Genomic DNA, 14,710 nt, shown 5'->3' with positions numbered 1-14,710 from the left:
TCAAAGTCAGTCTGGATTCGGGAAAGGGTAGATGCAGCCCCTTGTAAAAGGTATTGTTGAGCAAGTCAGCGCGGTATTCCAAGGTAAAGAACACCAGCTAAAACTGGCCCTGGCCTGTTTATTCAGCCAAGGGCATCTACTCATCGAAGATTTGCCCGGTATGGGCAAAACCACCCTGGCCATTAGTCTCGCTAAAGCGCTTGGGCTGGAGTACTCACGAGTTCAATTCACCAGTGATTTGCTGCCTGCGGACATTTTAGGCGTCTCGATCTTTCACCAACAAAGCGCCAATTTTGAATTTCGTCCGGGACCCATCTTTTCTCAGCTACTCCTAGCCGACGAAATAAATCGCACCTCGCCGAAAACACAGAGCGCCTTGCTTGAAGCAATGGAAGAGCGGCACGTGACCATTGACGGCCAAAGCCACCCCTTGCCCAAGCCGTTTTTCGTCATTGCGACTCAGAACCCGGTTTACCAAGATGGCACCTATCCACTACCAGAATCTCAACTGGATAGATTTTTAATGTGTATTAACTTGGGCTACCCGGACGCACACGTAGAGCGAGCGCTGTTGGTTGGGGATGACCCAAGGCACAAATTAAATGGCATACAGTGTTCTGTGGCACCCGAGGACTGGCAAACGTTTTACTCCGCGCACAGTGAGGTATTGGTAAGCGACGCACTGCTGGATTACGTACAACGCATTATCGAATACACCAGAACATCCCAAGCCTTCGCCCACGGCATTTCTACTCGGGCAGCCATGTCTTTGATGCGATGCGCCAAAACCTGGGCATGGTTGCACGGTAGGGATCACCTGCTACCGGACGATATACAAACCTTATTACCCAGTGTGGTAGGACACCGGGTTAAAGGGCATGGCGACCGACAGGCCCAATCATCAATCAGCCTTATAACGCAAGCGCTAAACGACGTAGATGTTTTGGCCTAGTTTAACAGCGCTTTTTAATCGCCATTTCAATCGGTTTCTGCAAAAGACCATTCCTCGCCAAGCCAGTGTATCTCTGAGCCAAAAAAAACTGTTTATATTGCCCACCAAAAGTGGCTGGTTCTTTTTATTGGCAGCTTTGTTAATTTGGTTGTTAGGAACCAACTACGAAAACAATCTAGCGCTGGCGTTGGCCTATTTTTTGATTTCTGTGTTTTTGGTTTCCATAATCCATACATTTAAAAACCTTCATCACTTGCATGTCCGATTAACAGGCTCCGTTCCGGGTTTTAAAGGTGATGCTACCGACATTAAAATTCAATTCAGCAGTAAGTCGAAACCTCATTACGGCATAGCTACTGGTTGGCCCAAGCAATCCAGCAGTGTGGTAGATGTTGCTGCCAAAGCCAGCACGGATGCTGTTGTCAGCTGTCAGTTGCAGCGACGCGGTTGGTTCGACCCCGGGCGCTTAAAAATTGAATCTAGTTACCCCCTGGGACTTTGGCGCTGCTGGAGCCTAATTGATTTGGATTTGGAATTATTATCTTACCCAAGGCCATTAGAATGCGAGATGGCATCAATGCGGCCAGATATGGAAAGCAGCCAAGAACAAGGTAGCGTAACCACGGAGGGCAACGAGGAATTTGAAAATCTAAAGGCTTTTAAGCCAGGAGATTCCTTAAAACACATCGCTTGGAAACAACACGCCCAAGGTAGGGGGCTGTTTACCAAACGCTACAGTGATCATCACGGCCAGCAAATCGCATTGGATTGGTCTTCATTGCCCGGCAAAGACCTAGAAGAAAGGCTTTCGTGTTTGTGTTACCAAGCACTTAGAGTGTCAAAAACGGGTCAGCCATATTCACTGCAACTTCCGGGGCAGTTTATCCCGGCCAGTACAGGTCCTGCACACCTGCAAAAAGTGCTGCGCAGCTTAGCGCTGTACGCATCCACTGAAGGGACGATGGCAGGCAATGCATAGCGACCAAATGCAACTTAATAAAACACCGCTTGCCTGGCTGTTGTTGTCGGTGTTTGCCGTGGTTATTCCCCACGCCAGACATTTATCGGTATGGGTTATATTGGCGGTTTGTTTGATCATTACTTGGCGTGTGCAAATCTTTAGAGGACGCTGGTCAATCCCAAAACGATGGACAAAGCTAATTCTGGTCAGCGGCAGCATTCTGGGCTTAAAGCTGCTATACCATTCACTGCTCGGTCTAGAACCCATGGTGGCGCTATTGATTACGTCTATGGTGCTCAAATTGTTGGAGATGTATCGGCAAAAGGACGCCATGGCCGTGGTGTTACTTTGTTTCTTCACCACAGCAGCTCAATTCTTGTTTGGCCAAACTGCACTTGATTTTTTCTACGGTTTGTTTTGCAGTTTGCTACTTTTGGCAACCTTGGTTTCTCTCAACCGAAATGGTTCGCGCCAGACACAAAATAACCTAGCGGTAGGGCTTCGGCTAGCTATACAATGTCTGCCGGTGATGTTGTTTTTGTTTTTTTTCTTTCCTCGTATTGGCTCTCTTTGGAGCGTGCCACTGCCACAGAATACGGCCAAAACGGGTATTAGTAACGTAATCTCCCCTGGGGACATATCACGTCTGGCGCAGGATGGTGGTAAAGCGTTCACCGCTACTTTTAACAATACTATTCCAACTAATGAACAGCTGTATTGGCGTGGATTGGTGATGTCGGAATTTGATGGCCGGCAATGGAGCCTCAACCGGTGGAGTTCTGCCAGTGCAGGGGGCATAGTTAAATGGCAGGGGCAGTCCATCAAGGGTAGGGCGATGGATTGGTATAACCGTGCGCAGCGGGAATCTAAGCCCATTGAGTACCAAATCATTTTGGAGCCAACCCAACAACAATGGCTCTACGCTTTGCCATTGGCTGATCTCACCTTAGGAGCCAGCGGTACAACACGCGATTTCACAACAATCTACCACACCCCAATTGCTAAGCGTTTGGTTTACCGGGTTGAGTCGACGCTAAGTTACAAAATAGAGCCACAGCAGTTGCCTTCCTGGTTTCGTCAGCGCAACCTCTCGTTACCAGAGGGCTACAATTCAAAAACCGTGGCCATGGCGCAAAAATGGCGAGCTGAAGGCGCCAGACCTGGTCAAATCATTGATCGCTTCCTGTCCATGATCACCCGCGACTATACCTACACTTTAGAGGCACCTCTGCTCGCCAGAGACAGCGTGGACGACTTTTTATGGAATACTAAAGCGGGTTACTGTGAACACTATGCAAGCGCTTTTGTGGTATTTATGCGTGCGGCAGGTATTCCCGCTCGGGTTGTAGCAGGCTATCAAGGCGGTGAGAAAATTGAAGATTTTATCCAGGTTTCTCAGGCGGATGCCCACGCCTGGGCAGAAGTCTGGTTAGAGGGGGAAGGCTGGAAGCGTGTAGACCCCACAGCGGCCATTGCGCCAGAACGAGTTAGAAGTGGGGTGCGAGCAGTGTTTGACCGGTCTGTCAGAAACCCATTATCCATGGAAGCCTATCGCCATATAGACCTACTCAATCGCTTGCGTTTACAGATCGACGTTTTCAACTATCGCTGGCAAACCTTCGTGTTAAATTACAACAGTGACCGGCAATTGTCTTTGGTTCAAAAAATTTTCGGGGCCAAAAACCTTTGGCAAATGGCGTTCATGGTGTCTAGCGTCATAGTCTTATGCGTTGCCATCTTTGTACTGTTGGCCTATTTAAAGCAAAGACCAAACGCTTTGGCACCGGAAATAAAAGCTATCCGGCGATTAGAAAAGAAAATAGCGAAATTAGGTTTAGTGCGTCGGCCTGGGGAAACCGTCAGCCAATTTCTTACACGAGCCGGCCATCGCTTGCCCAGGCAAGCCAAAAGTTTGCAAGAAATCCTACTGAATTTTGAAAAAGTTACATATCAAAACCAACCACAGCACCTAACTGCGCTAAAAACCCAGATCGAACAGTTTAAAGCGCGGTGATTTGTTATCTCAAAGGAGCTAGTTCGTGCTCGATCAATCACTAATAAAAGCTGCCAAACAAGCCGCCAGTAATAGCTACTCGCCTTACAGTCAATTTAAAGTGGGGGCCTGCGTTGTGACCGACGATGGCAACCACTACAGCGGCACGAACGTTGAAAATGCCTCGCTGGGATTAACGATCTGTGCCGAAAGGTCCGCTATTTGTCAGGCAATCAGCCAGGGTTCACGGGGGTTGCAGACGGTAGTCGTTTACACACCAACCAAGACGCCCACCGCGCCCTGCGGCGCCTGCCGGCAATTTATTCGTGAGTTTAGCAAGGGGGTCGACACCAGAATTTTCAGTGTTTGCGATTCCGAGGACGTGCTGGACACGACGATAAATCATTTATTGCCCCATGCGTTTTCCGATTTTTAATTATCCATTTCCAGAGTAGAGCGCCAGTGGCACAAGGCTTGCAGAAAACACTGCAAGACCGCCCTAAAGCTGCTTCGCGACTTTCACGCAAAGCCAGCCACGTATAGGGTGCTAACATTTCAAAATATGGGGTGCGCAATGGACGTTTTAAGAATCATACTTTCGATTATACTTCCGCCGGTGGGTGTTTTTTTACAGGTGGGTATTGGCTTGCAGTTCTGGCTAAATATATTGCTGACTATTTTGGGTTATATCCCCGGCATCATCCACGCCGTGTACATCATCCTCAAGCGCTAGGTATATTTGACCTAGCAGGTAGCCGCTGAATTAGCGGCTACCGTGTTTATCGGCACTAATTTAAAAGTGGGTAAATTTAACAGTACAATAAATTGCTAGTGAGAAATCCCGTTAAAATCTCGTATCACATCTCAGGCGGCTTAGCCAAGCGCGCTTGCTCAACCCAATAGCGTTTAACTAACGACATGATTTTTACCAACTCATCGAAATGGGTTGGCTTGGTGAAAAAGGTATTACCGCCAGTGGCGTAGGTTAGATGGACATCCGCGTCACTACTGGACGTGGTAAGGACCATTACTGGAATGTGCCTTAACCTCGGTGAACGCTTCAGCGTTTTCAGTGCCTCCCTGCCATCCATTCTCGGCATATTCAGATCCATAAGAACAACACCATTGAAGTCTATTCGCTGTTCCAAATAGTCCAGCAGAGCTCTACCGTCGTCAAAGAACTGCACGTTGCGTGCTGGAATCCCCGCTTCTTGTAAAGCATCGCTTATCAACAGTTGGTCGTCTGGGTCGTCTTCAGCGATGAGCAGACGTCTTTGTAGTTCGTTTGTCATTCTTATTCCAGATTGGGTGCTATCAGCTTGCGTTGATTATTGGTTCTTCGGTAGTTTTATGTATATTTTAGTTCCTACACCTTCTTGGCTGTCCACCCAAATATCGCCGCTGTGGCGATCGACAATGCGCTTACAGATTGCCAGCCCAAGACCTGTCCCATCATAGCTTGAGCGCCCATGCAACCGCTGAAAAAGCTGAAACACGCGGCTAGCATACTGCATGTCAAAACCGATGCCATTATCTTCCACCAAAATGGTCACGCTGTCGTCTGTATTGTTTCCAACACTCAGCTTGATAATTGGCTTCTCGTCTTGTTTGCAGAACTTCAAGGAATTCTGTATCAAATTTTGGAACAACCGGTAAAGCTGTGTTTTTGCACCAATCACCGTTCCCAAAGTTGACAGCTCAAAGCGTGCTTGTTTATCGCTTATCAATAATTTCAGGTCAGACACCACAGTCGTAACGAGGCTGTCCATATCCACCGGCTCAAACGGGTTGGATTCGGTATTGATCCTAGAGAAGCTCAATAGATCTTTAATTAAGCTTTGCATCCGGTTGGCGGCGGCTACCATACGAGTAAGATACAGAGACAACTCAGGGTCGTTATATTTTGCTGTAACCGACTCTAACCGGCTACCGAAAGATTGGATTTTACGCAATGGCTCTTGTAAATCGTGGGATGCCACGTAGGCGAATTGTTCCAGCTCTTTATTGGATATTTCGGTATCAGTTAACGCTTTTTTTAGCTCATCTTGCACTAAAACACGCGCGTTGATTTCAGCCCTTAATTCTGAGGTGCGTTCTTCTACCTTATCGCGCAGCTTACTGTTTTGTTCCTTAATCTCTTTGGTGCGGCGAAACACATAGTTAACAATCGTGTTGCGCAGCTTTAATGCAGATATTTTGTCTTGTTCTGTCCAAGGGGTAGAGTGGTGATGTACGTTTTCTTTCCACAGCGTAAACGAAGAACGTGGCATTAACCGATGGCTGCCGTCATCTAAAAATTCAATGACTTTCTCTGGTTTACCGCCCCAGTTCTTGGTTTTGATGATTTCTGGCTTAAACCACATAAAGAAGTGGCGTTCGGTTACGTCTATTCTCAGCAATAGCACGCCACTTATGGAGCTGGTTTCGTCGCTGATACCGGGCAGTATGCGCTCAATGGAGTTGGTCGCGCTAAAGGTTTCGTCCGGCTCTAGGTTAGCAACCATGGCATCGTAAATGCGTTGGATTTGCGATGAATTGGGACAATCGCCGTAGCATTCTAGACTTCCATCCAGCACCCAAGCCACGCCTTGTGCATCTACCAAATTTTGGAGGTTATTAGCAGACCGTTTGAGCCCAAACAGATAATCGACTTCTGAGGCGATGTCATTGAGTACTGCGGTTAATAAGCCCTGGGCTTCAGCCTCTGATTGACTGATTTTTTCACGCTCCCGCACGGTGATAAAATGCGACAGCGTCAGACCAAGGTAGGCACAGGTTTCTCTGAAGTTAAAAAGCACCACCTTGGGCGAATAATGATGGCAAGCAATCAACCCCCATAGGCGATCTCCTAGTGTGATGCTAATGGACATGGAAGCGCTAACACCCATATTTCTCAGATACTGGCAGTGTATCGGGGAGACGCTTCTAAGACTGCTGTTACTAAGGTCTATGGTTCGATCGGCAGGTACCAGCGGCACGCGGTCGCCGTCAACGTTACTCAACAGGCGAATTCTATTTTTCAAGTACAAAGCCCTGGCCTGAGCCGGGATATCCGATTCAGGGAAGTGCTGCTTAAGAAAACTGTTTAAATCAGCTCGCTTAGACTCCGCGATAACCTCTCCGTTGTAGTCCTCATCGAATTTATACACCATCACACGATCAAAACCCGTGATGTTTCTAACCTCGCTTGATACACGCTGAAAAACATCGGTTACGGAATCTAACCTAATTATCGTGTTGAGGAAGGATTTTAGTTGGTGGTAATGAGATTCGAAATGCTGACTTCCGCCGCGAGAATTGAGTTCAATGTCGAGCAATAAATGGTCTTCATCCACACTGGCTACAAGATGGTAGGATTCGCCGTCGGGAAAATCTTTGGCTATGGGGTTAATGGTATGGACGTTATCTAGGTTTTCTTTAATCAGCGCAACCACCTCGCCCCCCAAAACGTCGGCCAGCGGCCGGTCTACCGTTTGTGCGGCGGGTTCGCCAAGCAATAACTGAGTATTTTCACTGACTGCTACGATTTGTAAGGTTTTCCTGCAGGCAGCGATTAAAAAGCCAAATTCTTGTACCGATCCGGGTATGTGAATTTTCTCTTCGTGGCAGTTATCGATCGTTACCGAGGTATATTCCATGTGTTTAACGCGCTGTAGGTGGGTTTATATTATTGTGCGAACAGGCCAAAGGTCATCTTGGCGCCGGCGGTTACAGTGGCTAAATCTGCCCTATGGACTTCTATATGTTCGTCCAGAGATACCTTAAAGCTATTCCACTCCCGAGCGATGTCGTGGTGCTCGAATTTAAAGAAGTTCAGATGTTTATCGGCATCAACCCACGCGTGCTGCTGTAATCGCTTGGCGATGATTTTACCGCCAATAGCAGAACCTAACAGTACGTAAAGCCCACCCACGCGATGATCCAAGGAGGTCAGGTTGTTAGCCGCAAACGCTGGAGATTGGGATTCATTGGGCGACGGCAAATGGATCAAATCCTTGTTGAGCAAAGCCAGCCTGGTTGGAATGGTGGCCGCGAAGGGTTTCAACTGGGCAGAGAAGTCAAAATCACAGAATAGGGCGTAGATATTTCTGATCGTGGTTAACTGCGAGGCATAGTCATCGGCCGTCAGTTTTGGAGAGAACAGACGTCGGGTAAATTGCTGTTCCACTGAATCGTGGCACTGCCTTGTGCTGGCTTTTAACTGCTCTGCGTACATATGCGTCGTTCCCCTTCGGACATATGGTTAACGGCTATTGCATTAGCAACCCATCATGTGCGATGAGTTCGCTTCAATGGATCAGCCTTGCGCGTTATTTTACATCTCTTATGGGGGTACTAGGGATTTTCCGTCCAAAAACGACAAAAATCGCTGAAAGCCCCGCCATCCGTGGCCTCTCAGGGAGTATTACTATTACCGAACCGGTAAATATCCCTCGATTGTGCGCATCAGTTCCTCCAGATCCGGTAACTTTTCACTCAATTCGAAGGTATAGATACCCTTTAAGTTGATGTTATACCAAGCCACTGGAGAAGCCTGTTTGACTATCTGTATTCGTTTATCGTCATTCTGATATTCGAAGCTGGTAAGCAGCTGGCTGAGTATGCTGGAGTTAAAATAGATGATGGCGTTGGTGACCAGACGTGCACATTCGTTCCAAAGTTGGATTTCTTCATCAGAGCTACCCCGGAACTGATCCCCATTGACGTTACTAATCGCTCGACGCAATTGGTGATAGGCCTCCCCCCGGTTAAGGGCGCGCTGAACATAGTTGCGCAGACTGGCATCATCGATGTAGTTAAGCAGGTAATTCGCTTTTACCAGGCGATTGTACTCGGTCAGGGCCTCCAACAAGGGATAGTTTTTCTTGTATCCGGAGAGTTTCCGAACCAACGTGGCCTGTGTTGTCTTTCGTTCTTTGAGTGACACTGCGATTCGTTGGATAGTGTCCCAGTGCTGCATGATACGTTTGGTGTTGATGGGCTTTTTCAGGTGTAGCTGGATTCTCTGATCCTTCCCTTCCTTTACATCAAACATCTCATTGATGACGCGGCCAACCTGCGCGTAGCGCGGCGCAAAGCTGTAACCGAACAGATCCAACAGAGCGAAGTTGACGTGATTGACCCCATGGGTATCGGTAGAGAGGACATCCGGAATGATCTCGGAGCTGTTGTTCATCAGCAAGTCAAAGATGTGGTGGGATTCGTGTTCATTCGCACCGATCACCCTGGCGTTAACGGCAGCGTGATTGGCGATTAAGCTCATGGCCGAGACGCCTTTCTGAGTGCCAAAGTACTTCGATGAGTAGCGCGTTTTGAAGGTTTCGCGCCGAGCCTCGAACTTTTGGCCATCGGCACTGGCGTGGATAATATCCTCTTGGATGTTGTAATGCTTGAAGATGGGCAGCTTGGCCGTCGCGTTGTTGATGTTATCGCTGGCTACATTCAAAGTTTCCAGTCGTAGATAGTTTGCCTGGATGGTGCTGAGTTGATCATAGGTGCGATCGGAGATTTGAGCCATGCCGTAGATGCCTTGGTTTGTCGCATTTCCCACCAGAATCGCTAGCAGGTCATATTCGTGGACTCGGCTCTTGGACTGGGAACCCATTACATGTTCAAAGCAATCAATGAACCCTGTGTCGCGGTCAACCATGCGCAACACATCGGCGACGCCCGTCGTCGGTATCTGCTGGAAGAAGGGGTTGTTGACCAGGTACTTTTTACTCGCTGTCGGTAACCGCCATAAGCGCTTACCCTTGGGATTGCGCAGGATGATATTACGGTTATCATCTTGTTCCAGGTAATCACTGACCTCATGAAAACGGATCTCCAGATCCCTGGCCATTTGCTCGATCAGTTTATGCGGTTCAGCGGTCAATTTTGGTAGCTGGGTTTGATCCAGCAACTCAGCCTTTTCTCTTTGCCAGCGTCCTCGACTCACCAGATCAGCCTCCAAAGCCCGGTATTTAACGACATTCGGCAAGGTCAGTTGCCCATTCAATCGGTCAGGGATTTGTAGATACAGGTACCATTCGTAGCGACCTGGGTTAAAATTTCCGCCCTCGTCCTGCAAGAAAGGCAACTGTTTTTTGGGTGGCAGCCGGCCGTCTATATTTGCCGTTGAGATGACTCCTGGGGCTGAGAAGTCAAGTCGGGCGTGATCCAGTACTGCTGCTAGGCGTTGAGTGCCCTCACTGCCTTCGAAGCGCAGGCAAAGAAACAGCTGCCGGAGCAAACCTTCCCTTAAGCTATCTCTCTGGTCATAATACTGCCACGTAGCTTCTTCAACGGAACGCTTTTGTTCATTCAGAAACAGACAGACGGACTCCAGGTCTTTCTCCGCAAGAAGCTTCAGGGCTTTCTGCTTTACCGACCCAAACGGTTGCTGTTGATCAATGCTGCCATCAATGAATAGGTGCAGAACTTCTGCCGCCTTGCTGACATTTTTAGCAGCTTTTTGCCAGTCCTTATAAACTGCTTCCTGCGCATAGGTCTTGGCTTTTTGCTTGATCTGTCGGACATGATGAACAAAACCATCAGCTATGCGCTCCAATGCCTGCTGCCAGCGGGACTGCAGATAGCACAGGAGATAAAGCCGCTGATTGCCCACAGACTGCCGTTTCATCTTGGCACCATAGTAGTCGACCCGCTCAGCAAGATGTTGTTGATTTTTCTGGGACAACGATAGTCCGCTCAAGAGGGAATTCACTTCCGGCATCCAGTGCTGGATATGGAAATGTACGGCCAGCTCCTTCTCCAGCTCGGTACCAGTAAAGTTACGGGCATATTGACGCAACTGTCGTAATGTAAGCGTTCCGTCACCATTTACAAGGGTGGCCAATGCTTGTTTTAAATCCGGAGACAGCTCAAATTCTACGTGGGTAATCAGCCGTTCTTGTTCCTGACCAACAACCTGGCTGATGATTTTTTGCAGTGTGCTGTAGGCTGGGATCGCAATTTTCTGCCCTGACAAATACTCAATGGCTGCATCGAAGAGGTATCTCGGAGCAGACCAAGCTTTGGCCTGCTTGATTAGGTGGGCTACCAAGGCAGATTCATGGCCTTTAGAGCTCCAGCGCTGGTATTCACAGAGTTCGAATATCCGCTGGTAAATCCGCTCGTTTTCTTTCTGAGATAGATTGAACGGCCTAAAGCCCGGTCCTGGTAGTACTGTTTGGTGGACGTGCTTGAGATCATGTTTTATCTGATGAAAACCAAGGTTTAGCGCGACAGGCTTAGCCTTAAAATAACCCAACAACAAGAAAAACATGTAGCGCTGGCCACGATTTCGGAATTTATTGCCAACTGCCAGTTCCTTGTCGTTAAGAGAGAAAAAGAATCGTTGATCGTTAGATGTGAAAATTGGGGGGCCGTAAAAATCATCTTGTTCTGCATCAGACAGGATCTGAACACGTTCTTCATATGCCATATTTTTAGCCTAAAAAAGCTAAATTTTAACCAAAATCGGTGTAAATATGGACTTCAGAGAAAGTAATACCATTTGGGAGACTACGGATGGCGGGGGCTACAGCGTTTTTTGTCGTTTTTGGACGGAAAATCCCTAGTACCCCATAGCAAATGATAATCATTCTCGCCGCAGGTGGCGTGAGATTACGCAAGCAGTCGATGCGGCTCAGGGTGCTTTATTTGGCGGTGTGACGAGGGATAATTTGAGTCAGTCGGACCGTTCCATCCGGCAAGCGCTGAAGCACGACTACTGAAAGGTCATGCCCAAATTCCTCTTTAGTCCAGCATCTATTTCGGATAGCAGCAAATTTCAAACTGGCGATCTTTCGTTTCTTTTCATACGCTAATCGAGCAATTGGTTCACGACATTCGTTGATACTCATCCAATCACCGGCGAAAAGTTAATCATGCGTTTTCGAAAACGACCGAATAGGCCCAGAGTCGTCTCGTAGGCTTCCGCTAAAGTGGTAAAGGGCAGAGCGGTACTGTCTTCTTCAAGTTCCCCCAGCGATAACAGGCCAGGCTGATACTCTTGATCTTCACCAGTATCGTTCGATTTAATTGTATCTATCTTATTGGTACCGGATTCGGTCTCTGCTTCTACTTGGTCGGTCAACAGCGGTTGCAGACTCCCCTCCATTGTCTTGAGTGATACGGTATTGGCAGCAGGAATATCTTCAGCGACCCGATGTGCAAATTCGATTAATTTAGGCTCGGCTGGCATGATGAGTAGCGCTTCTTCGTTGCCAGTATTTTGTACCCTCAAAATCCTGCCTAGTACTTGTCGAAAATACAATTCCGTTTTAACGCGGGTCAGGTGACAACAGACCTGTAAACGAGGAATATCGGTGCCTTCGCTGATCATGCCGACCGAGACGATCCACCGGGTCTGTCCATCGCGAAAACGTTGAATCGCCTGTTGAGACTCGTCATGCAAATACGTCACCACCGTGGGAGATTCTCCGCAAATGCTTTCTAATATTGAGGCGATAAGAAGTGCATGTTCCACTGAAGCTGCAACGATGAGCCCGCCTGCGTTTGGTTGAACTCGTCTTAACGTGTTGAGGGCTTTGTGGCTTTGCTCAACCAAATATCGAATGAGTGTGAGGTTTTCAAGAAGTTGCTGGTATGTGCACCGAGAGGACTTCAATAGATCACCAATGGATCCATAAACATCTTCTTTCCCATTGTTTTGTACAGTGATTTTTTCATTGTCTATTACGGTGATTTTGGGCGTACGGCAAACGCCATCTTTGATAGCTTGTGCCAAACCATAGCTGTAGTCACAATGGACTTTTCCTTCCCGGCAATACGACGTCAAAGCGATGGGAATCCGATCCGAACGCCAGGGCGTGCCGGTTAACGCGAGGCTATAGGTTGCCTTACCTTGAATGTGCTGAATGATCTTTTGACCCCAGGCGTTGGCATTGCCGAGATGATCGCCTGAGCAATGGTGGATTTCATCAAAGATTATCAAGGTGCGATGTGTCTTCATCAATGACCAGAACGATTGGCCAAGATTGAGCATGGATTGGTACGTTAATACATTGCCTTTCGCGCCGAGCAGTCCGTTTAAACGAACCCCTAGTACAGACTCCAAAGTGGACTGAAAGGAAAGGGAGACATTGAGCGAGGGGGAGAAGCAGAAAACAAAATCAACCTCTCCGTTTTCAAGCAACCTTTTGGCAACTGTAGACGCCATATACGTTTTGCCGGCACCCGGAGTGGCCAAGCATAGAAAATGGTTTTGACCATTGCGAAAGCGGGATATGCAGCGTGACACAGCTTCGCGCTGCCAGCGTCGTAATTTCATTTCTATTACCGGGGACTGTAAGATGACAGAAGGCTTTCCAGCGCTTTGATTTTTCCCAACAGTAAAGCACTTCGTTCTCTGGCTTCCGAATAGAGAGTTTGTGCTTGCTCGCTGAGTTCAGGCAACTCCTTACATAGAGACTCGTATTCCTCCGCCTCACCCAACGCACATAACATGTCGGATCGGTGTTTACTGAGCCTTTCTCTTAACGCGGCGACGGGCTTGCCGGGTGGAGCCGATTGAGTTTTGACGACCGAAACCGTTTGGGAGGGGGTTGTCGAGGATGACTCTTTGCTTCGTGTTCCAGGTTGAGGTGATCTGAACTTCTGTGTAAGCCGATACCTTGGCCACCCACCATCGTCAGGCAGTTTTTCCATCAAACCTGATTTCATCATTCGCACCATATTCCGGTAGATGAATTGCCTCGCTGGCTTTTTACCTTTATGCAGGCTTTCGGGATGTTCCAAATAGTGTGTCGTCAGTTCGGCGACGGTGAAGGACTCTCCCTGGATTTCGTTAAGTGCGTGAAGGAGTTCGGGTTTCATCTGGATCATGCTCATGACGTAAATTGACGTGTATATTGTCTCGAATTTCGCGACATTCTACCTTGTCTCTATCATCGAGACAATGAAACCGTCCTCATACTCACCTCACTACGACAAACTGCGCACCTGGATGAAGCAAAAACGGGAGGAGAGTGGTTTGTCTTTGAGAGCAGTGGCTGACATCGTAGGTCGTCATCACTCTGTAGTAGGTAAAATGGAGCAAGATCGGCGAAAGATTGAATTGATGGAGTTCGTTGCCTACTGTGAAGCTATTGGCGCTGATCCACACGAAGGACTCAGCATTATCTTGTCAAAGTGTTGATTTACCGAAATGATTAACATGGTGCGAACCCCTAATGCATCGGGTTTCTTGGAACTATGTCTAAAACTTTCACTCTGAATTTCGATTAAACTGAATAGCGTTCAAGGCTTAAGGCTTAAATAACTTAATGTGAATAAATTACGATCCACTCATTGGGCAAAGAGAGCCCTAACCGTCATGATGCTCTGCGCGTTATTGCTGCAGGTTCAGTCGGTTTTTGCCTGTCAAATGATGGATCACAGCGGGCCGATTGAGCATTGCTGCTGCGATGAAGAAAGTTCATCGATGGCAGTCGCTGAACATCAAAATTCTGCGATGCAATGCTGCGACTATGGGGTGGAAATCTCCATGGACGTAAATATTGATGAAGACCACCCCGTCCTGCTCACTTCGCATTCCTCACTCGATCCTCCGCCAATTGCTGTCTTTTTTATTCTGGCCGCGTTATGGCCCGACTTTGAACAAGTTTCTCCTGCCCCGGTCCTTTGGGATCTGGACTCCCAGCCCGCCCATCCAGGTACTGATACCTGGCTGTCTACCTTTCGTCTGCGCATCTAACACACTCCTCCGATCCTGACTCGCTCGGGACAAAATCCGTTGTTTTTACTTATACCGGCAGCTTTGAATGGCTGACGGCTAAACCGTGATTTTTAGAGGAAT

The 14,710-nt window shown here is 48.0% G+C and carries 14 protein-coding genes; 7 read left to right on the top strand and 7 right to left on the bottom strand.

The window, feature by feature from the left end; all coding sequences use genetic code 11:
- Nucleotides 1–31: 31 nt before the first annotated feature.
- From ACGHM3_RS12705 to ACGHM3_RS12685, 5 genes are all read left to right on the top strand, one after another.
- Nucleotides 32–952 (top strand): AAA family ATPase, encoded by a 921-nt coding sequence (locus ACGHM3_RS12705; RefSeq protein ID WP_345426660.1) that lies wholly within the window; start codon nt 32–34, stop codon nt 950–952.
- On the top strand, nt 939–1,931 hold the full coding sequence (locus ACGHM3_RS12700) for a DUF58 domain-containing protein (protein ID WP_345426658.1): 993 nt from the start codon (nt 939–941) through the stop codon (nt 1,929–1,931). Before ACGHM3_RS12705 ends, ACGHM3_RS12700 begins: the two co-directional genes overlap by 14 nt.
- Before the next feature lie 7 nt (nt 1,932–1,938).
- Nucleotides 1,939–3,927, top strand: coding sequence for a transglutaminaseTgpA domain-containing protein (locus ACGHM3_RS12695; protein ID WP_345426656.1), 1,989 nt, complete (start codon nt 1,939–1,941; stop codon nt 3,925–3,927).
- A 25-nt stretch (nt 3,928–3,952) separates the two neighbouring features.
- Nucleotides 3,953–4,342, top strand: a complete 390-nt coding sequence (gene cdd / locus ACGHM3_RS12690) for a cytidine deaminase (RefSeq protein WP_345426654.1) — start codon at nt 3,953–3,955, stop codon at nt 4,340–4,342.
- Nucleotides 4,343–4,480: 138 nt separating this feature from the next.
- Nucleotides 4,481–4,639 (top strand): YqaE/Pmp3 family membrane protein, encoded by a 159-nt coding sequence (locus ACGHM3_RS12685; protein ID WP_345426652.1) that lies wholly within the window; start codon nt 4,481–4,483, stop codon nt 4,637–4,639.
- 124 nt (nt 4,640–4,763) lie between these two features.
- Here ACGHM3_RS12685 and ACGHM3_RS12680 read toward each other — a convergent pair whose 3' ends face one another.
- From ACGHM3_RS12680 to ACGHM3_RS12650, 7 genes are all read right to left on the bottom strand, one after another.
- On the bottom strand, nt 4,764–5,198 hold the full coding sequence (locus ACGHM3_RS12680; protein WP_345426650.1) for a response regulator: 435 nt from the start codon (nt 5,196–5,198) through the stop codon (nt 4,764–4,766).
- Between the two features lie 36 nt (nt 5,199–5,234).
- On the bottom strand, nt 5,235–7,544 hold the full coding sequence (locus ACGHM3_RS12675; protein WP_345426648.1) for an ATP-binding protein: 2,310 nt from the start codon (nt 7,542–7,544) through the stop codon (nt 5,235–5,237).
- Nucleotides 7,545–7,573: 29 nt separating this feature from the next.
- Entirely contained in the window at nt 7,574–8,122 is a 549-nt protein-coding gene (locus ACGHM3_RS12670; protein WP_345426647.1) for a biliverdin-producing heme oxygenase, read from the bottom strand.
- A 195-nt stretch (nt 8,123–8,317) separates the two neighbouring features.
- Nucleotides 8,318–11,332, bottom strand: a complete 3,015-nt coding sequence (locus ACGHM3_RS12665) for a Tn3 family transposase (protein WP_168450396.1) — start codon at nt 11,330–11,332, stop codon at nt 8,318–8,320.
- A gap of 214 nt (nt 11,333–11,546) precedes the next feature.
- On the bottom strand, nt 11,547–11,753 hold the full coding sequence (locus ACGHM3_RS12660; RefSeq protein ID WP_345422067.1) for a hypothetical protein: 207 nt from the start codon (nt 11,751–11,753) through the stop codon (nt 11,547–11,549).
- Complete coding sequence (locus ACGHM3_RS12655; RefSeq protein WP_345422064.1) at nt 11,750–13,183, bottom strand: DEAD/DEAH box helicase family protein; 1,434 nt, start codon at nt 13,181–13,183, stop codon at nt 11,750–11,752. Before ACGHM3_RS12655 ends, ACGHM3_RS12660 begins: the two co-directional genes overlap by 4 nt.
- A gap of 5 nt (nt 13,184–13,188) precedes the next feature.
- Nucleotides 13,189–13,728, bottom strand: coding sequence for a hypothetical protein (locus ACGHM3_RS12650; RefSeq protein ID WP_345422062.1), 540 nt, complete (start codon nt 13,726–13,728; stop codon nt 13,189–13,191).
- An 82-nt stretch (nt 13,729–13,810) separates the two neighbouring features.
- On the opposite strand from ACGHM3_RS12650, the gene ACGHM3_RS12645 reads away from it, so the two are divergent.
- Both ACGHM3_RS12645 and ACGHM3_RS12640 read left to right on the top strand, forming a co-directional pair.
- Entirely contained in the window at nt 13,811–14,050 is a 240-nt protein-coding gene (locus ACGHM3_RS12645) for a helix-turn-helix transcriptional regulator (RefSeq protein ID WP_345422059.1), read from the top strand.
- A gap of 129 nt (nt 14,051–14,179) precedes the next feature.
- Nucleotides 14,180–14,608, top strand: coding sequence for a hypothetical protein (locus tag ACGHM3_RS12640; RefSeq protein WP_345422056.1), 429 nt, complete (start codon nt 14,180–14,182; stop codon nt 14,606–14,608).
- Nucleotides 14,609–14,710 lie beyond the last annotated feature (102 nt).

The sequence above is a fragment of the Halioxenophilus aromaticivorans genome (assembly GCF_042850945.1).
GTDB classification, from domain to species: Bacteria; Pseudomonadota; Gammaproteobacteria; order Pseudomonadales; family Cellvibrionaceae; genus Halioxenophilus; species Halioxenophilus aromaticivorans.
This window is presented reverse-complemented; position numbering and strand designations above follow the sequence as displayed.

Bases quoted from the DNA above. Each gene is read 5' to 3' on its own strand.
- ACGHM3_RS12705 (WP_345426660.1), top strand. From the start codon at position 32: ATGCAGCCCCTTGTAAAAGGTATTGTTGAGCAAGTCAGCGCGGTATTC.
- ACGHM3_RS12700 (WP_345426658.1), top strand. From the start codon at position 939: ATGTTTTGGCCTAGTTTAACAGCGCTTTTTAATCGCCATTTCAATCGG.
- ACGHM3_RS12695 (WP_345426656.1), top strand. From the start codon at position 1,939: ATGCAACTTAATAAAACACCGCTTGCCTGGCTGTTGTTGTCGGTGTTT.
- ACGHM3_RS12685 (WP_345426652.1), top strand. From the start codon at position 4,481: ATGGACGTTTTAAGAATCATACTTTCGATTATACTTCCGCCGGTGGGT.
- ACGHM3_RS12680 (WP_345426650.1), bottom strand. From the start codon at position 5,198: ATGACAAACGAACTACAAAGACGTCTGCTCATCGCTGAAGACGACCCA.
- ACGHM3_RS12675 (WP_345426648.1), bottom strand. From the start codon at position 7,544: ATGGAATATACCTCGGTAACGATCGATAACTGCCACGAAGAGAAAATT.
- ACGHM3_RS12670 (WP_345426647.1), bottom strand. From the start codon at position 8,122: ATGTACGCAGAGCAGTTAAAAGCCAGCACAAGGCAGTGCCACGATTCA.
- ACGHM3_RS12665 (WP_168450396.1), bottom strand. From the start codon at position 11,332: ATGGCATATGAAGAACGTGTTCAGATCCTGTCTGATGCAGAACAAGAT.
- ACGHM3_RS12660 (WP_345422067.1), bottom strand. From the start codon at position 11,753: ATGAGTATCAACGAATGTCGTGAACCAATTGCTCGATTAGCGTATGAA.
- ACGHM3_RS12655 (WP_345422064.1), bottom strand. From the start codon at position 13,183: ATGAAATTACGACGCTGGCAGCGCGAAGCTGTGTCACGCTGCATATCC.
- ACGHM3_RS12650 (WP_345422062.1), bottom strand. From the start codon at position 13,728: ATGAAACCCGAACTCCTTCACGCACTTAACGAAATCCAGGGAGAGTCC.
- ACGHM3_RS12645 (WP_345422059.1), top strand. From the start codon at position 13,811: ATGAAACCGTCCTCATACTCACCTCACTACGACAAACTGCGCACCTGG.